General features: G+C 72.9%; 21 protein-coding genes. 8 read left to right on the top strand and 13 right to left on the bottom strand.

All coding sequences use genetic code 11. The features are described 5' to 3' along the window. The first annotated feature begins 29 nt into the window (after positions 1–29). The 3 genes from AS857_RS38540 to AS857_RS04100 all read left to right on the top strand — a co-directional run bounded on the left by AS857_RS38540 (position 30) and on the right by AS857_RS04100 (position 2,164). Positions 30–884: a hypothetical protein gene (locus tag AS857_RS38540; RefSeq protein ID WP_058041715.1), complete on the top strand. Its 855-nt coding sequence runs from the start codon at positions 30–32 to the stop codon at positions 882–884. Positions 885–1,148: 264 nt separating this feature from the next. Beyond that, the gene (locus AS857_RS04105; RefSeq protein WP_058041714.1) at positions 1,149–1,478 is read left to right on the top strand and encodes a putative quinol monooxygenase; all 330 of its coding nucleotides are present in this window, start codon (positions 1,149–1,151) and stop codon (positions 1,476–1,478) included. A 116-nt stretch (positions 1,479–1,594) separates the two neighbouring features. After that, a complete protein-coding gene (locus AS857_RS04100; RefSeq protein WP_058041713.1) occupies positions 1,595–2,164 on the top strand; it encodes a sugar O-acetyltransferase in 570 nt (189 codons plus the stop codon). Positions 2,165–2,189: 25 nt separating this feature from the next. Here the strand turns inward: AS857_RS04100 and AS857_RS04095 are convergent, their stop codons facing one another. Then, the gene (locus AS857_RS04095; RefSeq protein WP_058041712.1) at positions 2,190–3,083 is read right to left on the bottom strand and encodes a DMT family transporter; all 894 of its coding nucleotides are present in this window, start codon (positions 3,081–3,083) and stop codon (positions 2,190–2,192) included. A gap of 297 nt (positions 3,084–3,380) precedes the next feature. On the opposite strand from AS857_RS04095, the gene AS857_RS04090 reads away from it, so the two are divergent. The 5 genes from AS857_RS04090 (at position 3,381) to AS857_RS04070 (ending at position 8,521) form a co-directional block, all read left to right on the top strand. Continuing rightward, on the top strand, positions 3,381–3,863 hold the full coding sequence (locus AS857_RS04090) for a hypothetical protein (RefSeq protein WP_144440711.1): 483 nt from the start codon (positions 3,381–3,383) through the stop codon (positions 3,861–3,863). A 116-nt stretch (positions 3,864–3,979) separates the two neighbouring features. Next, positions 3,980–4,693 carry a L,D-transpeptidase gene (locus AS857_RS04085; RefSeq protein ID WP_058041710.1) on the top strand — a complete coding sequence of 238 codons (714 nt, stop codon included), beginning with the start codon at positions 3,980–3,982 and terminating at the stop codon, positions 4,691–4,693. A 203-nt stretch (positions 4,694–4,896) separates the two neighbouring features. Then, positions 4,897–5,406, top strand: a complete 510-nt coding sequence (locus tag AS857_RS04080; RefSeq protein ID WP_058041709.1) for a hypothetical protein — start codon at positions 4,897–4,899, stop codon at positions 5,404–5,406. Then, complete coding sequence (locus AS857_RS04075) at positions 5,403–7,331, top strand: GMC family oxidoreductase (RefSeq protein WP_058041708.1); 1,929 nt, start codon at positions 5,403–5,405, stop codon at positions 7,329–7,331. The genes AS857_RS04080 and AS857_RS04075 overlap by 4 nt, the downstream gene beginning before the upstream one ends. Then, positions 7,328–8,521 (top strand): ferritin-like domain-containing protein, encoded by a 1,194-nt coding sequence (locus AS857_RS04070; RefSeq protein ID WP_058041707.1) that lies wholly within the window; start codon positions 7,328–7,330, stop codon positions 8,519–8,521. The genes AS857_RS04075 and AS857_RS04070 overlap by 4 nt, the downstream gene beginning before the upstream one ends. Positions 8,522–8,576: 55 nt before the next feature. Here AS857_RS04070 and AS857_RS04065 read toward each other — a convergent pair whose 3' ends face one another. The 12 genes from AS857_RS04065 to AS857_RS04010 form a co-directional block, all read right to left on the bottom strand. Further along, positions 8,577–9,338, bottom strand: coding sequence for an SDR family NAD(P)-dependent oxidoreductase (locus AS857_RS04065; protein ID WP_058041706.1), 762 nt, complete (start codon positions 9,336–9,338; stop codon positions 8,577–8,579). Between the two features lie 73 nt (positions 9,339–9,411). Next, positions 9,412–11,100, bottom strand: a complete 1,689-nt coding sequence (locus AS857_RS04060) for an FAD-binding oxidoreductase (protein ID WP_058041705.1) — start codon at positions 11,098–11,100, stop codon at positions 9,412–9,414. Positions 11,101–11,134: 34 nt separating this feature from the next. Next, the gene (locus AS857_RS04055; protein WP_245699574.1) at positions 11,135–11,653 is read right to left on the bottom strand and encodes a cupin domain-containing protein; all 519 of its coding nucleotides are present in this window, start codon (positions 11,651–11,653) and stop codon (positions 11,135–11,137) included. Between the two features lie 224 nt (positions 11,654–11,877). Beyond that, positions 11,878–12,948: a hypothetical protein gene (locus AS857_RS04050; RefSeq protein ID WP_058041704.1), complete on the bottom strand. Its 1,071-nt coding sequence runs from the start codon at positions 12,946–12,948 to the stop codon at positions 11,878–11,880. Between the two features lie 54 nt (positions 12,949–13,002). Beyond that, positions 13,003–14,610, bottom strand: a complete 1,608-nt coding sequence (locus AS857_RS04045) for a M48 family metallopeptidase (RefSeq protein WP_058041703.1) — start codon at positions 14,608–14,610, stop codon at positions 13,003–13,005. A 159-nt stretch (positions 14,611–14,769) separates the two neighbouring features. Continuing rightward, a complete protein-coding gene (locus AS857_RS04040) occupies positions 14,770–15,186 on the bottom strand; it encodes a hypothetical protein (protein ID WP_058041702.1) in 417 nt (138 codons plus the stop codon). 116 nt (positions 15,187–15,302) lie between these two features. Then, positions 15,303–16,487 (bottom strand): MFS transporter, encoded by a 1,185-nt coding sequence (locus AS857_RS04035; protein ID WP_058042091.1) that lies wholly within the window; start codon positions 16,485–16,487, stop codon positions 15,303–15,305. 59 nt (positions 16,488–16,546) lie between these two features. After that, positions 16,547–18,037 carry an FAD-dependent oxidoreductase gene (locus AS857_RS04030; protein ID WP_058041701.1) on the bottom strand — a complete coding sequence of 497 codons (1,491 nt, stop codon included), beginning with the start codon at positions 18,035–18,037 and terminating at the stop codon, positions 16,547–16,549. After that, the gene (locus tag AS857_RS04025) at positions 18,034–18,402 is read right to left on the bottom strand and encodes a hypothetical protein (protein WP_058041700.1); all 369 of its coding nucleotides are present in this window, start codon (positions 18,400–18,402) and stop codon (positions 18,034–18,036) included. Before AS857_RS04025 ends, AS857_RS04030 begins: the two co-directional genes overlap by 4 nt. Next, positions 18,399–19,814, bottom strand: a complete 1,416-nt coding sequence (locus AS857_RS04020) for an aspartate aminotransferase family protein (protein WP_058041699.1) — start codon at positions 19,812–19,814, stop codon at positions 18,399–18,401. The genes AS857_RS04025 and AS857_RS04020 overlap by 4 nt, the downstream gene beginning before the upstream one ends. 36 nt (positions 19,815–19,850) lie before the next feature. Next, positions 19,851–21,224 (bottom strand): NAD(P)/FAD-dependent oxidoreductase, encoded by a 1,374-nt coding sequence (locus tag AS857_RS04015; RefSeq protein ID WP_058041698.1) that lies wholly within the window; start codon positions 21,222–21,224, stop codon positions 19,851–19,853. Then, the gene (locus AS857_RS04010; RefSeq protein ID WP_058041697.1) at positions 21,224–22,195 is read right to left on the bottom strand and encodes a glycosyltransferase family 2 protein; all 972 of its coding nucleotides are present in this window, start codon (positions 22,193–22,195) and stop codon (positions 21,224–21,226) included. The genes AS857_RS04015 and AS857_RS04010 overlap by 1 nt, the downstream gene beginning before the upstream one ends. Positions 22,196–22,213: the final 18 nt, after the last annotated feature.

Here is a 22,213-nt window from a genome sequence, read left to right as displayed (position 1 = left end):
CCTCACGTGCCGAAGGACGAATCACACGGATGACCAACAACCGCATCGCCCACCGACTCGCGGCCGCAGCGGCGCTGGCCGCCGCACTGAGCGTCGGGGCCGTGCCCAGTGCCCTGGCCGACGGCAGGACGGCCCGGCCCGGGGCGCTGTCGCACCACGCCTACGCCGACAAGGTGGCCAAGGCGGAGCTGCCGCCCGGCGACGAGGGCGGGTGGCAGGGTGACGGCCTCTCCCTCAACGCCGCGGACAACAAGAAGGTCGACCGGTTCCTCGCCCGTGCGCGGTCCGCGGAGCGGACGGTCAGCCCCGAGATGCAGGCCGTGGCCCGCATCAGCCACGCGAACCTGATCGGCTTCGACCACCGGCTGAAGTCGCCGGACTCGCTCAAGCGCAAGGTCGCCTCCGCCATGAAGGAGGCCCCCGGGCAGTCCGTGGACACCGCCCTGTCCAGGATCAGCGACTCCGTCCGCTACACCCTCCAGTGGCCGGACGGCAGCTACAGCCGGGGCGTGGCCATCGCCTCCTCCGCCCTGGCCCTCTGGGGCAACGACAGCGTCAAGTGGTCCAACACCTGGGGCCGGAAGCACGGCTACAAGGGCATCAACTCGGCCTGGCGCGATCCGCGCTCCGCGCACGTCTTCGAGGTGCAGTTCCACACCCCGTCGAGCAAGTGGGCCCAGGAGGCGACGCACAAGCTGTACGAGGAGCAGCGGCTGCCCAGCACCTCCCCGGAGAGGGCCCGCGAGCTCCAGGAGCAGCAGGACGCGATCTTCGCCTCCGTGCCCGTCCCGGAGGGCGCGGATCAGCTCGGCGCCCCCGCGCAGACCCGGCCGACGGACGCGCAGACCCTTCCGGCACCCGTGGACCGTCCCGCCGCCGCGTAGCACACCCTGCCGTACGGGTTCGTGATCCGCACGACGGAACGGCCGGCCGGACAGGGGCCCCGCCCCCGTCCGACTGGCCGTTCCGTCGTCTCCGGGGTGCAATTTTCCGGGAGGGCCGGAATCACTGTCGCCCCCGTTTCACCGGGTGCCCCTGCCTCCGCCACCGTGGGCACCGGCGCGGGCGCTCCGGCCCGCCGCCGTCGGTGCGACCGGCCCGGTGCCGGTGCCTCCGGCACGACGCCCGCAATACGAGCAGGAGCCTCCATGATCTTCATCGTCGTCAAGATGACCGTCCGCCCCGAGTACACCGACAAGTGGCTCGAGCTCGTGGGCGACTTCACCCGGGCCACCCGTGACGAGCCGGGCAACCTCTTCTTCGAGTGGTCCAGGAGCGTCGACAACCCCAGCCAGTTCGTCCTGGTGGAGGGCTTCGCCTCCCGTGAGGCAGGGGACGCGCACGTGAACTCCGTGCACTTCAAGACCGCCATGGACACGATGGCGGAGGCCATCGCCACCACGCCGCAGATCATCAGCACCGAGGCCCCCGGCAACGGCTGGTCCGCGATGGCGGAGCTCACGCCGCGCAACCGCTGAGCGGCGGCCCGGCGGGTGGCCCGGTCACCCGGACGGCCGAACCGGTGAGGCCTACGCTGTCCGGGTGACCGGTGAGACGTACGCGCTCGCCGGCCGGACCGAGGAGGGGGCCTTCCGTGGGGGAGAACAAGCAGCGACTGCTGGCCGGTGACTGGTACCTGCCGGACGATCCGGAGCTCGCGGACGATCACCGGCGCTGCATCGGGCTCTGCGCGGACTTCAACGCGGCCGAGCGGCTCCCCTACGCGGAGCGGTTCGCCCTCCTGGAGCGGCTCCTGGGGTCGGTGGGCGAGGGCGTACGGATCCGGGCGCCGTTCCGCTGCGACTTCGGCCGTCACATCCGCATCGGCGCGCGGACGTTCGTCAACTTCGGCGCGGTCCTCCTCGACGCCGCGCCGATCACGATCGGGGCGGACGTCCAGATCGGGCCCAACGTCCAGCTGCTCACCCCGCACCACGCCCTGGACGCGGAGCGGCGCCGGGCCGGCTGGGAGAAGGCGATGCCGGTGACGATCGGCGACAACGTCTGGCTGGGCGGCGGCGTGATCGTGTGCCCCGGGGTGGCCATCGGGGAGAACACGGTCGTGGGTGCCGGTTCCGTGGTCGTCGCGGACCTGCCGGCCGGTGTGCTGGCGGTCGGCAATCCGGCGCGGGTCGTCCGGGTGCTGGAGCCCTCGGCCGGCTGACGGCCGGGGCCCGGCGCCCCGCGGCTCAGGACCGTGCGGGCTCCCCCGGGCGGTCCGGCGCCACCAGGTCCCGCGCGAGGGCGACGCGGGAGAGCGTGACCGCCCCGTACAGCACCAGGGCCGCTCCGAGCGCTTCGGGCAGGATCCACCAGCCGCCGCGGACGTGCTCCTCGTACAGGGTGATGCCCAGCGCGAGGCTCACCAGGGCGTCGCCGAGGGTGAGGGCGGGCTGAGAGGCCGTCAGGGGGCCGGACTGCATGGCGTTCTCCAGCAGGAACAGCGCCGTCACGCCCACGACGGCGAATCCGTACGTCTGCCAGGAGAGGAAGAAGGCGGTGATGCCGCCGTCCTGCCAGGCGTGCGTGGCGTCCTTCATCAGGGCGGCGGTGAGCGCGTAGCCGACGGCGGCCGCGGTGCCGAAGCACAGGGCCCGCAGGCCTCCTTCGGGGTGGCGCAGCGCCGTCGCGGTCAGCGCCGCGATGACGGCGAGGCAGCAGACGAGGGCGATCACCCAGCGGTCCGCAGGCGGCCGCCCGGTGCCGGGCGAGGGTGCCGCGGCCGCGAGGGCCAGCCCCAGCCCGGCGGCGATGCAGACGGCTCCGCGCCACGCCGGGCGGGTGACCTTGCGGCCCAGCAGGAGACCGCCCAGGAGAAGGGCGAACGGCAGCTCCAGGACGAAGACGGGCTGGACGACGGCCATGGCGCCCTGCGAGAGCGCGAGGGCCTGGAGGCAGGCCGCGGCCATGACGGCGGCCATTCCGCCGAGCCAGGCCTTGCGCCGCAGCAGTTGGGCGAAGAGGGAGAGGCGCAGGCCCGGGGCGAGGGGGACCGTCCGCGCGGCCCGGCGCTGCAGGACGATCGCCAGGGCGTTGGCGGCCGCGGCGAGCAGGGCGAAGAGGAGGGCGGGAAAACTCCGCACGCCGTCACTCCTTTCGTGCCGCACTGCGGAATCGGGTATTCCTGGGGGATGGATCCGGAATACCCTTTCCATCTTCTGCCGATCGCGGGCGGACGGGGCACAGGCGCACCGGTGGCGCAGAATCGCTGGCCGTCCGCACCGATATTCGAGCGGACATTGACAAGCGGGCACGGCGCCGTAAGGGTTGGCCGGCAGGCAAAAGGCACGGCATTCCCGGCGAGTTGAGCTCTTCCCCCACTTCCGTTCACGGTTGGAGGAAATATGTCCAGACGCTCGTGGTTCGCTGCCCTGGCCCTCGTGGCCGCCTCCGTTTCCGGCCTCGCCGCGGCGCCCGCGGCCCAGGCCGCCGCCGACACCGCGTCAGAAACCGCGGCCGCAACCGCCGTCGCGCGCGATTCCGGCGCGCAGCTCCGCGGACGGCACCCCGAACTCAACGGCGCCCGGCTGAAAGGGGTGAACAGCCCCGCCGTCTATCTGATCCTGGACGGCAAACGGCGCTGGATCCCCAACCCGGCCACGTACAACAACCTGTTCCGGAACTGGAACGGAATTCAGACCGTCGTCGACATCGCGAGCATCGACGACGGCGGCCAGCTGTCCGACGGCGCCATTCTCGCGAAATCTCCCGACGGTCCTGCGGTGTATCTGGTGAGCAACGGCATCAAGCGGTGGATCACCAGCCCGGCCGCGATGGACAAGTACTACTTCGACTGGAACAAGATCGTCAGTATTTCCCCCGTGGCCCTGAACGCGATCCCCACGGGCGCCGCCATCTCCTAGCGCCCGCTGCTCCGTTCGAGGGACCGCCGTCCGGGACGGCGGCGGGCCCTCTCCGGCCCCTCGGCCCCCTCGGTCCCGGCTGCAACCACCGGCCGGTGCTATCAGTCTTACGTCATATGGGAACACTTAGCAGAAGGACGACGGCGCGGCCGGTAGCGGCACGCCGGCTCGGGGTGCTGCTGGGCGCCCTCGGGCTGGCGGCGCCGCTGACGCTCGCGATGGGCGGGTCCGCCGAGGCGGCCCCCTCCTGCACGACGAGGACCGGGCCCTATCAGAAGGAGGCCGAGAAGTTCCTGGGCAGACCGGTCGACGGACAGCAGTCGCCCGCCGACTGCAAGGCGATCCAGGACTTCCAGACCAGTCGCCGCATCACCCCGAACATCGGCTTCGCGGGGCCGATCACCTGGGGGGTGATGCAGGAGGAGATCACGCGCCGGGACCCCAACGCCGCCGGGAAGTGCCCGGTGGACAAGGGCCGGATAGCCTGCGTCGACCTCAGCCGCCAGATCAGCTGGATACAGGACGGCAAGGCCCTCAGGTTCGGCCCGGTGCCGGTACGCACCGGGCGTGACGGCTACGAGACGCGGACCGGCACCAAGAAGATCTACTGGCGCTCGGCCGACCACTGGTCGACGATCTACAAGGTGCGGATGCCCTACGCGCAGTTCTTCGACGGCGGGCAGGCCTTCCACGCCATCGACGGCAGCGTCTGGTCGCCGCCCGGCTCGCACGGCTGCGTGAACATGCGCACCGCCGACGCCAAGACGTACTGGTCCATGCTGGGCAACGGGGACGACGTCTTCGTCTACGGCCGCAAGCCCGGCACCTGAGCGGACCCGGAGAACCCCTCCGCTCCGCGGTCCCACGGCCCCCGCACCCCGAGCGCGGGGGCCGTCCCGCCGCCGCCTCCCGGCATCCCGTCCGGCACCCGCCCCACCGAACACTCATACGAGTGAAGGGGATTTGTTTCCTCTTCACTCACCGTGGAGTCTCCGATAGACATGCGTCAGGTCCCACGGATGGGTGGTCACGGATGGCACCGAAGACAGGCACGTCCGCACGTTCCCTCGACGACTTCCTCACCGCCTCGGCCGCCCTGACCGGCTTCGACGCCTTCGAGCTCCACGGCACCGGCATGGCCGAGCTGTACCACGCGACCGCACGCGAGCAGGTCGGGGAGCCGGCCCTCGGCCGCTTCCTCGACGCCCTCGCCGCCGCCGGCGGCGACCCCGACGGCATCGCCGACGAGACCTCGCGCGACATCGCCCGCGCCCTCGCCCACACCTGGTACCTGGGGGTGTGGCCGCAGCTCGCCGGGTCCGTCCACACCGCCCTCGGCCGGGAGCGGGCCAACACCGCCTTCACCGTCTCCCCCGAGGCCCATACGGAGGGCCTGGTGTGGCGCACGTTCCACGGGCACCCCGCCGGGGCCAAGCCCCCCGGCTTCGGCACCTGGGCCGATCCGCCGCCCGGCGCCCCGGCCGTCGCCCGGGCGGGTGACCGCTTCCGCGGCGCGCCCGGCCCGCGCGGGGACGGCTCATGAGCCCGGCGCCGCGCCACGGCCGCGGGCGGTACGACGTCATCGTGGTGGGCGCCGGCCTGTCCGGCTCGCTCGTCGCCAAGGAGCTGGGGGACAAGGGCTGGCGCGTCCTCGTCCTGGAGGCCGGCACCGGCACCCTGGACACCTGGCCCGGCCACCTCGACGCCCTCGACACCTTCTACGGCGCCCTGGCCAAGGTGCCCAACTCCCCCTACCGGCCCAATGCCGCGGCCCCCTCCCCCGACGTCCTCGACCTCACCGGCCTCCCCTCCGGCGGCTACCGGGCCCACGGCTATTTCGTCCAGCAGGGCCCCCTGCCCTACGCCACCGACTACCTGCGCGCCCGCGGCGGCACCGTCCTGCACTGGCTCGGGCTGACCCCGCGCATGCACCCCGAGGACTTCAGGACCCGCCGGGCCTACGGCTACGGCCGCGACTGGCCCCTCGGCTACGACGACCTGGAGCCCCACTACCGCGCGGCCGAACGGGCCCTCGGCGTCGCGGGCAACGCCGCCGAGCAGGCCGCCGCGATCGGCCTCCCCTTCCCCGACGGCTACGTCTACCCGATGCACGAGATCCCCCGCAGCTACGTCGACGACGTCTTCGCCGCCCGCCTCGACGGGGCCACGGTCCGGGAGGCCCCCGGCGCCCCGGGCACCACCCTGCGGGTCGTCGGCACCCCCCACGCCCGCAACAGCACCCCCGACCGGCGCTACGACGGCGGCCTGGGCTACCGCCCGGCCGGCGCGGCGGGCCTGCCCAACTACGGGGAGCGCTGCGTGGGCAACGCCTCCTGCGTGCCGATCTGCCCCGTGCAGGCCAAGTACACCCCGCTCAAGACCCAGGCCGCGTGGGACCGCCGGCGGGTCCGCCTCCTCACCCACGCCGTCGTCAGCCGCGTCCTGGCCGACGGGAACGGCCGCGCCCTCGGCGTCGAGTACCAGGAGTACGAGGACCCGGCGACCCCCGTCGCCACCACCCGTACGGCCGAGGCGGACGTCGTCGTCCTGGCCGCGCACGCCGTCGAGAACGCCCGGCTGCTCCTCGTCTCCCGGCTCGCCGGCCACAGCGACCAGGTCGGGCGGAACCTGATGGACCACCCGGTCCTGCTCGGCTGGGGGCTGGCGGGCCACCCGGTCGGACCATTCCGCGGGCCCGCGTCCACCGCCGGTCTGGAGAGCTTCCGCACCGGCCCCGCCCGGCGCGAGCGGGCGCCCTTCCGCATCGAGATCAGCAACTGGGGATGGGGCTGGCCCACGGGCTCCCCGGGCAGTGACGTGGCCCGGCTGCTGGGCATCGGGGCCGACTCCGCGCAGCCGCGCGGCAAGGGCGTCTTCGGGGCCCGGCTGCGCGCCGCGCTGGGCGAGGAGATCGGCCGACAGGTCTCCGTGCAGTTCCTGATGGAGCAGGAGGCCGAGGAGCGCAACAGGGTGACCGTCGACCCGCGCCACCGCGACCGGCTCGGCAATCCGCGCCCGGTCATCACCTACGACCTCTCCGACCGGGTCAAGCGCGGCATGGCCGCGGCGAGGACCGTCTCCGGGGAGATCTTCCGCCTGCTGGGAGCCGAGGACCGCACGGCCTACGCACCAGGCCCCCTCTCCCCCGGCCACTTCCGCTTCGAGGGCCGCGGCTTCACCTTCAACGGCGCCGGGCACGGCGGCGGCACGCACATCATGGGCACCTCCCGCGGCACCTCCGTGGTCGATGCCTGGCAGCGCTGCTGGGACCACCCCAACCTCTACGCCGTGGGGTGCGGCAGCATGCCGTCGATGGGCACGTCCAACCCTTCGCTGACCATGGCCGCCCTCGCCCTGCGCAGCAGCGAGCGCATCCACCGCGACCTGACGGAGGCTCACCGGCCCGCCGCCGTAGGGCCGCCCGGCGCCGCGCCCGCTGCGGACGGCCGGAAGGAGGGCCGGGCATGAGCACCCTTCCCCCGCCCTCGGCCCTCGCCGGTCTCTCGGCCGAGCCGTCCCGGGTCGAGGAGCCGCCGTTCCGGGTCCCGCGCGACCGCGCCGACCTGCACGTCTTCCTCCAGGCCGCGCTGACGCTGGAACACCTCACCATCCCGCCCTACCTGACGGCCATGTACACCCTGCGCCCCGGCACCAACCGGACGGCCTTCTACGCGATCCGGGCCGTCGTGCTCGAAGAGATGCTGCACATGACGCTGGTCGCCAACCTCCTCAACGCCGTCGGCGGCAAGCCCCTGGTCGCCCACTCCCGGTTCGTCACCGGCTATCCGGCCCTGCTCCCCTACAGCCGGGACAAGGTCCCCATCGCCCTGCGCCACTTCGGGACCGCGGCGCTGGACACCTTCCTGTACATCGAGCGGCCCGAGTACGTGGCGGAGCCGCCCGGCCACCCCTCCGTGGCGGGCGACACCGGCTGGACGTCGATCGGCCAGTTCTACAACACCATCCGCACGGGGCTGATCCGGCTGACGGAGGAGCTGGGCGAGGCCGAGCTGTTCCGGGGCGACCCCCGGCGCCAGGTGGGCCCGGAGGACTTCTACAACTCCGGCGGCGAGGTCTTCCCCGTGACCGGGCGGGCCTCCGCCCTCAAGGCCCTGCGCGTGATCACCGAGCAGGGCGAGGGCGTGAGCCGCACCATCTACAACACCGACGACCAGCTCTTCGGCGAGGCCCGCGAGCCCGCGCACTACTTCCGCTTCGACGAGATCCGCCGGCGGCGCCGCTACGGCCCGCACGACACCCCGGCCTCCGGGCCCACCGGCCCGGCCCTCGACGTCAGCTGGGAGGACGCCTACCCCGTCGACCCCGAAGCCAAGGTCGCCCACTATCCGCCGGGCAGCGCGGTACGGCGTGCCGCCGAGCGCTTCAACGAGACCTACGCCCGGCTGCTGTGCGTGCTGGAGGCGGCGTTCACCCGGGATCCGGCGGTGATGCAGGCCGCCGTCCCCACCATGCTGCAGCTGCGCGACCTGTCGGTGCAGCTGTACCGCAATCCCCACCCCGACCCGGCCCGGCGCGCCCGAGGGCTGTACGCCTCCGCGACGTACGAGATCACCGAGGAGCTCCTCGGCGAGGCCCGCCGCAGTCTGCCCGGCAATGTTCCCGGCAGCACCGCGCTGCCGGGCGGCCCGAGGTGGTGAGACGCGCAGTGCCCCGGGGCGCGGGGTGGGCACCCCGCGCCCCGGGGCCGGAGGGTCAGGCGGTCATGCCGCCGTCGGCCACCAAGTCGTGGCCGACCACGAAGCTCGCGGCATCCGAGGCGAGCCACTGCACCGCGGCGACGATCTCCTCCGTCTCCGCCACGCGCCCGATCGGCACCGTCCCGGCCACCCGCGCGTTGCGGTCGGCCTCGGTCTCGCCGGGGCGGAAGGACATGGCGGTGTTGGAGGCACCGGGGCTGACGGCGTTGATGCGGATGCCGTCCTTGATGTGGTCCAGCGCGGCCACGCGCGTCAGCGCGCTGACGCCCGCCTTGGAGGCGACGTAGGCGGCCATGCCGGGGCGGCGGCCGTGGAAGCCGATGTTGGACGAGGCGTTGACGATCACACCGCCACCGTGCTCGCGCATGTGGGCGATCTCGTACTTCATCGACAGCATCACGCCGGTGAGGTTGACGCCCAGGAGCCGGTGCCAGGAGGCGAGGTCGGTGTCGGCCAGGGGCGTCGGCCGGGCGAAGAGCCCGGCGTTGTTGTGCGCGATGTGCAGGCCGCCGTGGCGGGACACCGCCGTGGCGACCATCGCCTCGACGTCCTGGGCGCTGGTGACGTCGGCGGCCACGGCGCTGCCCTTGCCGCCCTCCTCCTCGATGAGCCGTACGGTCTCCACGGCGGGCTCCAGCGCGACGTCGACGGCGACGACCGTGGCGCCCTGGCGTGCGAAGGCCAGGGCACTGGCCCGGCCTATGCCGGAGCCCGCCCCGGTGACGAGGGCGACCTTGCCTTCGAACTGTGCGGTCATCTGGTTCTCCTCCAACTGGGGTTCTCCCCGGGCCGGCCGGTGTTCCGCCGGCCGGGCCGGGGCTCGGACGGGGTCAGGACTTGGGCAGGGCGATCGACTGCGAGTGCCGGAAGACGTTCCGGGGGTCGTACGCGGCCTTCACCCGCTGCAGGCGCGGGTAGTTGTCCTTGTAGTAGAGCGTGTACCAGGGCACGCCCGACTTGTTCTGCTGCGGGTCGGCGATGTCGCTGTCGGGGTAGTTGATGTAGCAGCCGTCGGTGGCCGGCCCGGGGACCGGGTAGCCGCCGGTGGAGGCGAAGACCTCGGTGTAGATCTCCCGGGTCCAGGCCAGGTTCTGGGCGTCCTGCTTCCTGTCGGGCCAGAAGCTCTGGAAGAGGCCCTTGAAGATGGAGTCGCGCTGGGCGGAGGCCGTGTCGCCGGAGCGCACGGTGTTGATCTTTCCGCCGTAGGAGAGCAGGACCACCATGGAGTTGGGGTTCTGCAGGTCGGTGCGGGTGAGGTGCTTGTACATCGACGCGATCTGGGCGTCGTCGAAGCTCTTGCGCAGGTACGCGGACTTGTGGATGCCGCGCAGGGTGGGGTTGGTGAGCGTGGGGTTGTTGGTGCCCAGGAAGCGGACGGAGGCCAGCCAGGGCACCCGCTGGGGGGTGAAGAAGTCGGGCATCGGGCCCTGCTCGCCGACGGCCGAGGTCAGCGGCTCGGGCTTGATGCCGAGGGCGGAGGTGATGGAGGCGACGTAGGCGGTGATGAGCTTCTCGGCGTCGGGGACGCCGGCGTCCATCTGGGTGAGCAGCCCGATGCTGTTGTTCGCCTTGTGATTGATCATCAGGAAGCTGCACAGCGACGCGTAGGGCGAGTCGGGGCCGGCGTTCTTCTCGTGCCAGGTCCCGAAGTTCTTCACCAGCGTGGCGAAGCGCGCCTTGTCGAGCTTGCTCCAGGGCAGCGAGACGGCACTGACGAAGACGTCCTTCGGCGGGTGCATCAGCTGCTTGGCGGGGTCGCTTCCGGTCGCGCCCGGGGAACGGAACCAGTAGCGGGTGATCACGCCGAAGTTGCCGCCGCCCCCGCCGGTGTGCGCCCACCACAGGTCGCGGTGGGGGTCGTCGGCCTCGCGGGTCGCCACCACGGCCCGCGCGGTGCCGTCGGCGTTCACGACGACGACCTCGATGGCGTGGAGGTGATCGATGGTGAGGCCCTGCTTGCGCGAGAGCATTCCGTACCCGCCGCCGCTGATGTGACCCCCGACGCCCACGGAATAGCACATGCCGCCGGGGAGGGCCACCCCCCAGCCCTTGTAGAGCGATTCGTAGACGTGCAGCAGCGTGGCCCCGGCCTCGACGCAGAAGGCCTTGCGCTGCTCGTCATAGGTGACCTGGTCCATCGTGGTCATGTCGATGACGATGCGCACGTCGGGGTTGTAGACGAAGTCCGCGTAGCAGTGGCCGCCGCCGCGTATGGACAGGCGTTTGCCGGCGCGGACCGCCTCCTGGACGGTCCGGACGACCTGCTCGGTGGTGTGGACGATGCGCACGGAATCGGGACGGCCCACCCAGCGGGTGTTGTTGCCGACGACCAGGTCGGCGTAGCGCGGGTCGTCCGGCAGGACGGTGACCGCAGGAGGTGCACCCGCGCCGGCCTCCGCCCCGGCGCCGGTGCCCGCTGCGGCGGCCCGGGTGGGCACGAGGCCCGTCTGTGTCACGGCGGCGCCCGCCACGGCGGCGGCGGTGCCGGTCAGCATGGTTCGTCTGTTCAGCATGCCCATGGTTCTCTCTGTGCGTTCCGAGTGGTTGCGCCGGTCAGGTGCCCCAGGTGATGCCGAGGCCGAGCCTCTCTGCGACCTCGTGGGTGCGCTCGACGGACCAGCGGTCGCCGACCGGTGCGTCGGCCCCCATGTGCACGGGGTATCCGCCCTCCAGGAAGAAGCGCTCGAATCCGCCGGGGCAGGTGAGCACGTAGAGGTCGGCCGTCTCGCTCTCCACCAGATACGAATGCGGAATTCCGCGCGGCAGGAAGAGCACGCTGCCGCCTTCGAGGAGTTCGGTGCGGTCGCCCACCGTGGCGCGCACGCCACCGCTGCCGATCATGAAGATCTCGTCCTCGAGCGTGTGGATGTGGCTCGGGGAGCGCTCGCCGAGCTTCGCCGCGAAATGCGTCATTCCCATGGCGCCCCGGGTCTGTTCGGCCGTGAGCTTCACGGTGACCAGGGATCCTTTCCCCCAGAGCCGCTGCACTCCGTCACCCGGTTTGAGAACGGCCGGCACGACGCCGTCCTGGCCGAAGGGGAGTTCTTCCCGCCCGTACGGCGCTGTCGTCATTTCTCCTCCAGATCCATCGCGGGTGCGCTCCAGCGCCCGACCGGCTGGTTCCGAGCGTTGCCCAGTAAACCGGGCAGCGGCAAGACAACTGAGCCCAATCCGTCAAGTGGCCGACGGCAGCGATGAGTTCACGCTGCGCAAGGCCGGAAACGGATTGGGCTCTGCTTCTTCATTCGGTTGTGCCGGGGCCGCAGGAGGATGCGTCCCGGTTGAACGGCGCGTGACTACCGGGCGCCCTGAACGGCTCGTTCGCGGTAATCGCAGTACAACTTCGCGGGATTGCCGAAGTAGTCCCAGGGCAGCGCGCCGACGTACCCGTCTACCGCACGGAATTGTTCGAGGGCTTCCGCGTGGCGCTTCTGCTGCACCAGGAAGAAGGCGAGCAGGTGGCGGACCTCCGCGAGGCGCGGGTGGTCGGGCCGGACGGCCGGGAGGTCGGCGAGCACGGCGTCGGTCATGGCCGTGACCTCGGGGGTGCCGTAGTGCTTGCCGTTGAGCGGCCGGTCCAGGTGCTCGAAGTGGGCGATCAGCCGCAGCGCGGGCAGCAGGGTGCCGGCGGGGGCGCCGGAGGCGGCCTTGTCCGCGAAGTCGCGGGCGAGCTCCGCCGAGCCGTGCCACTTCGCGCACCAGTACTGGAGGGCGCCGTAGTGCGCCTCGAAGTGGAACGGCGCCCGGGTGGTGATCTCGGTCCAGAGCTCGTCGACGTACGCGTGCGGGTAGCCGAGGCCGAGGCCGGCCCAGAGGTCGGAGACGTGCGGGGAGGGGTCCTCGGCGTCGAGCTCCACGGCCCGGGCGATGTCCTCGCGGGCCCGCAGCAGGACGCGGTGGAAGCCCTCGAACTGCTCGGCGGAGGTCTCCTTCGCCGAGCTGCCGCCCCTGAGCTCCCACGCGAGGAAGACGGTGGAGCGGGCGCGGACGGCGGCGGCGCCGGGGTCGCCGGGGCACGCGGCCTCCCAGGCCGTCAGCCAGGCGTCCTCCTCGGCCGCCACGCGCGCGAGGGCGATGACGAGCGCCGTGCGGCGCTCCCAGTCCCGGCCGATGGCGGCCATGGCCCCGGCGGCGGGCTCCCATGCGCCGCGCTCCGCCGCTTCCCGTGCGCCGTCGATCTGCGGATCGCGCATCAGCCGGTCGGCGACCTGCCGGTCCTGCGGGAGGAGACCGAGGGCGGCGGCCTCCTTGGACAGGCCCGGTGCGGAGGAAGCGGCGGCCCCGGGACGGCCGGCGGCGCTCCTGCGGGACCTGTACCAGAAGAAGATGCCGAGGGCTATGACGAGGAGGGGCAGCAGTCGTGCCACGGGGGTTCGGCTCGATTCGTGAGAAGAGGGGGGTGGGGGGTGGCCGGCGGGGCGTCAGGCGGGTGAGGCCTGCGGCAGCAGCCGGCGCAGTGGTGCGGTGTCCGGGACGTCGGCGACGAGCGCCTCCAGGGCCGGCTGCAGCCAGGTGTCGTACCCGTCCGGCAGGCGCAGGCGCGCGCTCTCGGCCCAGGACATCTCCCACCAGGCCATCCGGGCGTCGGCGAGCTCCAGCAGCACGAGGCTGGAGAGGGCGTCGAGCAGGGCGGGGCGCAGGAATTCGCGTGCGGCCCGGCCACTGGCCTGCTCGGCCGTCCGCGACTTGGGGAGGCCGTCGGCTATCTGCCACAGGGCGCCGCGGTCGGCCGCGTCCAGGAGGGCGTGGAGGCCGGTGTGGCCACCGGCGACCCGGGCGAGGGCGTCCCGCAGGGGTTCGGCGTCGGCTTCGTGGCGGGCGCGGATGCCCAGGTGGACGAGCTCGGGCCAGTCCGCGCGGCGCATGTGCAGGGCCTCCTCGGTGAGGGTGGCCGCTTCGAGCTCGGCGAGGACGCGCCCGGGGTCGTGCAGGAGGTCCAGGGCGGCCCCGGCGGGGTGGCCGCCGCGGCCGTCGTCGGGCAGGGCCTCGATGAGGCGGATCCGCTCGGCGGTCGGCGGGTGTGCGTCGTAGGGGGAGGGCTCCCCCGCGGGGAGGTCGTGGCGCAGCTCGTCGAGCTCCGCCTGGCGGGCGGGTTCGGCGAGCAGCCGGGCCAGGCCGCCGTGGAACTGGCCGTACGGGGGCAGGAGGCCGGCGGGTATGCCGCAGGTGGCGTACCCGCGGAGGTAGAAGTCGTGGGCGGCGGCCAGGACGGCGGTCTCGCGGAGGGCGGAGGCGGTGGCGTCGCGGCCGGCGATCCGCACGGCGAGCCGGTCGGCGGCGAGCTCCTGGCGGCGGCCGTCGCTGCGGGTGGCCCGCAGGGCGAACAGGCCGTAGGCGATGAAGAGCTTGCCCATGCGGCGGTAGGTCCACCCGGCGCCGGAGGTGTCGATCTCCTTGGCCTTCCGGCCCTTGCGCACGGCCTTGGCGGCGGCCTTCTCCTGCCGCAGCCGTTCCTTCTCGGCCTGCTGCTCGGCCTTCTCCGTGAAGGCGTTCACGGTGCGGGCGATCGCGTGGCGGCCGCGGGCGGTGATGGCGGACAGGCGGGTGTCGGCATGGCCGTAGTGGCCGAACTCGTGGGCCAGGACGGCGCGCAGCTGTGCCTCGTCGAGGCCGGTCATCAGGGGTGTGCCGAGGTAGAGCCGGCGGCGGCCGGGCAGGAGCCCGAGCAGGCGGGCGTTCTCGGTGACGGCGGCGTTGACGTCGCCGGTGAGGAGGATCTCGTCGGGCGTGCGGGTGCCGGCGGCGCCGGCCACCTCGCGGACGGCGGCCCACAGCCGTGGCTGCTGGGCCTCGGCGACGGACAGCCCGTCCTCGCCGTCGTCCTTGGGCGTGCGGAGGAGCAGCATTCCCCGGACGACGGGGAACGCCAGCAGCGCGAGGACGACGGTGATTTTGAGGGCGAGGGGATTTACCCCCCGCCAATAAGCGGCGGCACCGATTCCGGCGAAGACGCCGAGTACGGCAAAGCACAGGAGATAGAAACCCGCGAGCAGAACGAGTGCACGCAGGGCACGCAGAAAGACGCCCATGGGGCAGGGGCCCTCACACAGAAAGAAAAAAGGGGGGTGGTCGATGAAGTGGGGGGAGAATGATCAGTATGCCGCAAAGGGTTTCACTTCGGCAAAAAGTTTTTTAAATGCGACGACGGCGGCCCACGGGGGCCGCCGTCGTCCGGAAATGCCGGTGGGTCAGGTCAACGCCTCCGGCCGGGCGTCGTGGAGTGCGGCGTCCTCGGCGGCGGGGCGGGGGCGGAGTTCGGGTGGGGTGGCGCCGTTGGACGGGTAGAGGAGGCGGCCGATCGGGTAGGGCTCGGCGTAGGTGGTGACCAAGCGGCGGACCGTGGCGGGGTCGGCCGTCACCGGGAAGCGGCGCCGGTCGGCGTCCGCGTCATCGGCGCTGGGGTCGGGGTCGGTCAGGGTCGACCACATGTCCTCGGCGGCGCTGATGAGCTGGTCGAGTTCGTCGCGCACCCCTTGCCAGGCGCCTTCGCGCACCGCCTCGTCGATGCGGGAGAGGGTGCCGAGGACGCTGGCGTAGTCCTCGGCCAGCTGGTCCTCCTGGGGAGACGGGGCAAGGGTGTTGGCGACTGGCTCGGTGGTGTACACGGCACCTCCACGCAAGGGGAAACGGTTCAAGGCCGGGGCGGATGCGTACGAAACCCCCGCCCCGGCATCGTCGCGCGCCGCAGGGCCGGCGGCGGCTCTACACCGTCACCGGTCGGCTATATATCACTCGCACGGGCGAGCGGAGGGTCCGGCCGCGGCGAGCGGGTGGCCCGGGCGAGGCCCAGGGCGGCCACCGTGCAGACCGCCGTCATGCCGCACAGCACCAGTGGCACCGCCCGCACGCCCGACAGCTCGATCGCCCTGCCCAGCGCGGGTCCCGCGGCGACGCCGCCCACCATCGACGCGGCGATCACGTAGGCCGCGGCGCGGCGGGCGGTGGGGACGGTGCGGCCCAGCCACGGCAGGGCGGTGGGGAAGACCGGCGCGATGAACAGGCCCACGCCCGCGTAGGCGTAGGGGGCGAGGCCCGGCAGGGCGGCCGCCGCCGCGCAGACCGTCATGCCGGCGCAGCTGACGACGACGATCACCGGCTCGGACAGGCGGACGGCCAGGGGCACGACCAGGAACCGGCCGGCCGTGAGCATCAGCCAGTAGACGGAGGTCGCGGAGGCGGCCGTGGCGGCGCCGTAGCCGACGGTTTCGAGGTGGGTGGGCTCCCAGCCGCCGACGCCCGCCTCGACGCCCACGTGCACCACGTACAGCAGGACGAACGCGCCCAGGAGCAGCACCGCCCGGCCGGTTCGCCCGGGTGCCTGCGGCGGGCTGCCGGGGCCGGTGGCCGCGCCGGCCGCGGCCGGGTCCTTGTTGCCGACGCCCTTCAGGAAGAGGACGAGGGAGGCGGCGAGGGCGGCGAAGGCGAGGAAGACCACCGGGTAGCGGTCCGGCCCGAGCAGGCCGATCAGGGCGGGACCGGCGACGGCGCCGATGCCGAAGTGGGCGTTGAGGACGTTGAGCATGGCGGTGCTGCGGCGGCCGAAGCCGACGGCGAACAGCTGGTTGAGCCCGTAGTCGATGCCGCCGAAGCCCAGGCCGGTGACGAGCGCGGCCACGAGGGCGACCGGCCAGACCGGGGCGAAGGCGAAGGCGGCGCTGCCGAGGGCCATCAGCGCGTAGGAAGCGCCGAGGAGCACGCGGTTGCCGGTGCGCCCGTGGACGCGGTTGAAGAGCAGGACGCCGGTCACGCCGCCGACGAAGTGGGCGCTGAGCCCCAGCCCCGCGGCGGAGGGCGACAGGCCGAACTCCTCGCGCAGGGCGGGGATCGCGGGCCCGTACAGGGACTGGAGCGCGCCGATGAGGACGAAGCCCGCGCAGGAGGCGGCGACGGCGGCCGGGGTGAACATCGGGGCGGTGCTCCCGCCGCCCTGCTGCGCGGGGGCCGGTGCCCGCGTGGCCGGGTCCGTCACGGGCACCCCGCCCCGGCGTCCAGGAAGCGTTCGGCGATCTCGTGGGCGAACGCCATGACGGTGCCCTGCGGGCTGATGCCGGTGACGCCGGGCAGGACGCTCGCGTCGCACACCCTCAGCCGCCGGAAGCCGTGGGGGCGGCCGTGCTCGTCGCAGACGCCGCCGCGTTCCGGCAGGCCCATGCGGGCGGACGCCATGCCGTGCACGGACACCAGTTCCCAGTCGGCGGGGCGCACGCGGCGGCAGAACTCCTCCGCCTCCGCGGGGGTGTGCAGGGGGCGGGCTCCGGCCGCGGGCGGGATCAGCTCCCGTGCCCCTGCGGCGAAGAGCAGCTCGCTCGTGCGCCGGAACGCCTCGCGCAGCCGGCTGTGGTCGGCGGACGTCATGCCGTGCCGCAGGAGCAGCCCGCCCCTCGGCACGGCCCGCAGCCGGGCCTTGCCCTGCAGCCGGACCTGCGTGGTGTACGAACCGAGCAGGCCGAAGGCGGCGAGGAGGCGGTCGAGGAGCTGCGGGGGGCGGCTCGCGAGGGTGGCGGCGAGCGTGCCGGGGGTGACGTTCGACGGCATCATCAGCGCCCCGTCGTCGGCGAAGTGGTGGACCTGTGCGGTGAAGATGGTGCCCCGGTCGGCGTCGACGGGCTCGTCGAAGCGGGCGACGGTCCGGAGGTTGACGTGCAGGGAGAGCTCGCGCCCGGCCGTCTCCCGGTGGATGCGGCTGCGCTGCAGGAGCGCGGGCGTCTGCAGGGGACCCGCGGCGAGGAGGACCTCGCGGGCGCGGTGGAGGAGCGTCCGGCCGCCGGGCCCGGCCGCGAGGACGCCGCGGGCCTCGCCGTCCTCGTGCAGGATCCGCAGGACGCGGGTGCCGGGCACGATGCGCGCGCCGTGAGCCTCGGCCTCGGGGAGGTAGCTGACGGCCATGCTCTGCTTGGCGCCGCTGGGGCAGCCGGTGGTGCAGCGGTTGCGGTGGAGGCAGCCGCGCACGGCGCGGTGGGAGGGCTGCCAGCGCCAGCCGAGGCGCTCGGCGCCGGCCGCGAGCAGCCGGGAGTCGCGGTTGCCGTCCCCGTGCGGCTGGGCGGCGACGCCGAGGCGGCGCGCGACGGCCGCGAGGTGCCCGGCGAGGTCGGCGGCGCGGTATCCGCCGATGCCGGCTTCCGCGGCCCAGCGGTTGAGCAGGGCGGGCGGGGGGTCCCACAGCAGCCCGCCGTTGACGACGGTGGTGCCGCCGACGCAGCGGCCTTCGCCGTAGGCGAGGGTGGGCGTGCCGAAGACGGGGGTCAGGCCGCCCTGGCGGTAGAGGCGGCGCATGTTCTCGGCGGGCGTGGCGGCGGCGATGCGGTCGGTGCCGACGCGCGGGCCCTCTTCGAGGACGGTCACCTGCCGCCCGGCGGCCGCCAGCTCCCGCGCGACGACGCTGCCGCCGGCGCCGGACCCCACGACGAGGACGTCGCTGTCGCAGGTGTGCGCCTTGCGCGAGGACCGGAGGCTCACCGGCTCGCCCCCGCGGGTGCGGTCGGCTGCTGTGCGGGGCGGCCGTCGAGCGCGCCGAGGAGGGCGAGCGCGGTGCCGGAGCGCACGACGTCCGCGAAGCCCGGCAGGGCGGCCAGCCGCTGCATGCCGCGGCGGCCCTCGGCGGCGGAGGCGCTCCGCAGCCCGCGCCCCGTGACGACGAAGAAGGCCGCGGGCAGCAGGCGCAGGGCGAGGGCGTAGCCGGCCCGGTAGGGCAGCGGGAGGGTGCTCAGGGTCTCGGTCACGTGGGTCTCGGCGGCGGTGCGGGCCCGGGGGTCGCCCAGGCAGGCGTACTGCCGCAGCCAGTACGAGCGCAGGCCGCTCGCGCGCAGTGCGCCGCGGATCATCCGGTCACCTTCTCCTTGAGGAATGCGGCCAGCAGCCGGGCCGCGCCCTTGGCGAGCACGGCGTCCAGGGCGTGCAGGAAGGCGGTCGTCTCCTCCTCGCCCGCGACCAGGGGCGGCGAGACGACGAGGGCGATGTCGCGGTTGGAGCCGAAGAAGGTCAGGATCCCGTGGTCGCGGTACAGGGCGGCGATCACGGCGGCGGTGAGCAGCTTGGGGACGGCCTGGGGGTCGCGGGCGGCCGCGGGGAGCGCGGTGCGGATGCGGTCCGGGATACCTGGGCCGGGCCGCAGGAAGACGCCGTGGAGGGCGCCGCGGCCGGTGGTGGAGGCCACGAGGCGGGGGTGGCGCTCGGCGATGCGGGCGAGACCGGCGGACAGCAGCTGGTCGAGTTTGCGGGCGCGGCCGGGGAAGTCCTCCTCGACGGCCACGGAGACCGCTTCCAGTGCGGTGGCGGTCTCCTCGCCGAATCCGTAGTAGGTGGTGCTGTGCAAGGTGGCGTCGCCGAGGTTGTCGTAGGCCTTCCGGAAGACGGGTTCACGGGCCACGTATCCGGAGATGGAGGATTTCCCGCCGCCGAAGGACTTCGACATGGTGAGGACGTCGGGGACGAGGCCCGGGCAGCGCATGAAGTGGAAGAGCTCGCCGGTCTTGCCCCAGCCGGTGTACACCTCGTCGAAGACCAGGACGATGTCCTGCTCGGTGCACAGCCGCCGGACCTCGCGCAGGAATGCGGGCGGGCTCTCGCGGAGGGCGGAGGCGCTGAAGGGTTCGAGGACGACGGCGTACACGTCGCTGCGTCCCGTGGCGTCGCGGTGCCGTTCCAGGGCCAGCTCGAAGGAGGCGAGGTCGCCGAAGGCGAAGGAGTCGGTCCCGGGGATCCGCGGGAATTCGAAGTGGATCTCGGGCGAGGCGGTGAGGCTGCCGGCGCCGAGCAGTTTGCCGTGGAAGGCGATGTCGGTGTGCAGGACCGTGCCGCGCCGCCCGCCGTGGTATTTGTACGCGAGTTTCACCGCGCCTTCGACCGCTTCCGCACCGGAGTTGGGGAAGTAGCAGACGTCGAGGTCACCGGGGAGCAGTGCGGCCAGGTTGTGGCTGAGGGCGGCGACGTAGGGCGAGAAGTAGTTCTTGTGGACCTCCATGCGGCGCCGCTGCCGGAAGCGGTCGCGGGCGGCGAGGATGCGCGGGTGGTTGTGACCGTGGTTGAGGACGCCGATGCCGCCGGTGAAGTCGAGGATGCGCCGGCCGTCGCGGAGGGTGATCCAGGCCCCCTCGGCGCTGTCGACGAGGTCGCGGCCGAAGCCGAAGGAGCCGATGAGCGAGACCTGGCTGCGGCTGACGTACTTCTCGTAGAGGGCGTGGACCTGGTCGATGCCGAGGTGTTCGGCCTGGTCGAGCGAGATGAGTTCAGGCATGGGCGTCCTCGTGCTCAGGCATGGATGTCCTCGTGTTCAGGCGTGGGTGTCCTCGGGGAAGGCGTGCCGGTCGCCGGGCTCGGTGCGCAGCCGGTCGGCGATGAGGCGCCCGGCGCGGCGGCCGTCCCGGACGGCGTAGTTGGTGCCGCGGTCCTCGGGGAAGACCTGTGCCATTCCGGCGAGGTAGAGGCCTGTCACGCGGCTCTGCACCGGGGGCATGACGCGGGTGTAGCCGGGGGTGATGACGGGCTGGGCGTGGTCGGCGCGCCACACGTGGTGGGCGTCGACCCAGCTCCGGTCGAAGCCGGGGAACATCCGCCGCAGGTACGGCAGGCTGTGCTCGAACACCTGCTCGTCGTCCATCCGGTACAGCTCGGCGTCGGCCGGGAGGTACTTGGAGAGGTAGACGATGTGCCGGCCGCCGTAGCGGGCCGGATCGTCCATATTGGTGTGCTCGATCACTCCGACGTAGGGGAAGGACGGGTCGTTGACGTTGAGCCAGTAGGTGTCGGAGAGGGGGCGGTTGTTCTCCAGGACCAGGCAGATGTTGGCCAGGTAGCGGATCCTGCGGAGCTGCCGGAGGAGCGGCGGCACGGAGGGGTGGGTGTCGCTCTGCTCCTCCAGCATCCCGGCGGCGAGCTCGGGGGCGACGGTGAGCAGGACCCGGCGGGCGGGGTGGAACTCCCCGTCCCCGGTGCGCACGCCGGTGACCCGGCGCCCGTCGGTGACGACGCCCTGCACCGCGGTGTCGGTGCGGATGTCGACGCCGTGGTCGGCGAGGCGTTTGCGCAGTGCGGTGAGCAGGACGTCGCTGCCGCCGCGCAGGTAGTAGAGGGTCTCGCTGCCGGAGCGGGTGCGGCTGCCGCCGCGCAGGTGCAGCTTGGTCCACATCCAGGTGGCGCCGACCTCCGCGGCGTGGTCGCCGAACTTCCCCTCCAGCAGGGGCCGCCAGACGACGTCGTAGACCCGGCGGCCGCCGAGGGAGATGAGCCACTCCTCGGCGGTGCGGTGCTCCAGCAGGCGCCAGTCCCGCACGCGCTGGGCGCGCACGGTCAGCAGGCCGAGCCGGAGCCGGTCGACGAGGGGCAGGGGGGCGAAGCGCAGCAGGTCGAGCGGTTTGGACAGGCGGTAGACGGAGTTGGCGTAATACATGCCGGTGCGCGTCAGGTGGGGTTCCATCAGGTCGGATATGCCGAGCCGGGCGCAGAGCCGGAGCATTTCCTCGTCGGAGGCGAACCAGTGGTGGTAGAAGCGTTCGAGGCGGCGCTCGCCGACCGCGAAGGTTCCCGCGAGGCCGCCGATGTCGGGGTCGCGTTCGAGGAGCTGTACGGAGTGGCCGAGCTCCGCGAGCTCCAGGGCGGCGGACAGGCCGGTGAATCCGGCACCGACGACGATGACGTCCGTGTGCATCACGCGACCTCCTCGACCGAGGCGAGGACGGCCCCGGGAATCGTGCTCCGTATCCGTTCGCTGATCACGTAGGCGGGCCGGCCCTGCCCCTGCCGCAGGACGGCGTGCAGGTACTCCCCCACGACGCCGACCGCCAGCGACTGCGCGCCGAACAGGGCGAGGGGCAGGGCCTTGGGACGGCCCCGGCGGGTCAGCGCCATGACGAGCGCACCGGCGAGCGAGGCCGCGCCCGTACAGAGGGGAATCCGCAGCGGGAGGGCGGATCCGCTGGCGAGGAAGGCGCTGCGGGAGAGGGCGAGCATTTTCGGCAGGGTGTATTTGGAGGCGCCGGCGGCCCGCGCCTCCCGCTGGTATTCGATCGCGGTCTCGGGAAATCCCGCCCAGCTGACGGCGCCGCGCAGGAAGAGCTCCCGCTCCGTCAGCCCGGTGAGCAGGTCCACGACTTCCCGGTCGAGGAGCCGGAAGTCCCCGGTGTCGAATGCCACGGGATGGTCGGAGAGCCTGTCCAGGAGCCGGTAGAAGGCGAAGGCCGATAAGTTCTTGAAGGCGCTCTCGCCGTGTCTCGCGGTGCGCCGTGCGGAGACCACCCGCCAGCCCTGGCGCCAGCGCGCCACCATTTCCGGGATGATTTCGGGAGGGTCCTGCAGATCGGCGTCGAGGAGGACGACCGCATCCCCCCGGGCCTCCTTGAGACCGCCGAGGCAGGCCGCCTGGTGGCCGAAATTCCGGCTGAACCGGACCGCGCGCACCATCGGGGACTCCCGGGTGAACGTGCGGATGAGATTCCAGGTGGCGTCGGCGCTGCCGTCGTCCACGTAGATGACCTCGTAGCGGACGCCTTCCGCGGGGCGCAGGGCGCGGGCGATGCGGTCGTGGGTGCGGCCGAGGACCGCTTCTTCGTTGTAACAGGGGAGAACGACGCTGATCAGCTGTGTCGTGGGGGACGGAGTGCTGGTCTGGCTGGCGGGCATAGGCCTCTCCTGTGCCGG

Source organism: Streptomyces roseifaciens (assembly GCF_001445655.1).
Taxonomy (GTDB): domain Bacteria; phylum Actinomycetota; class Actinomycetes; order Streptomycetales; family Streptomycetaceae; genus Streptomyces; species Streptomyces aureoversilis.
This window is presented reverse-complemented; position numbering and strand designations above follow the sequence as displayed.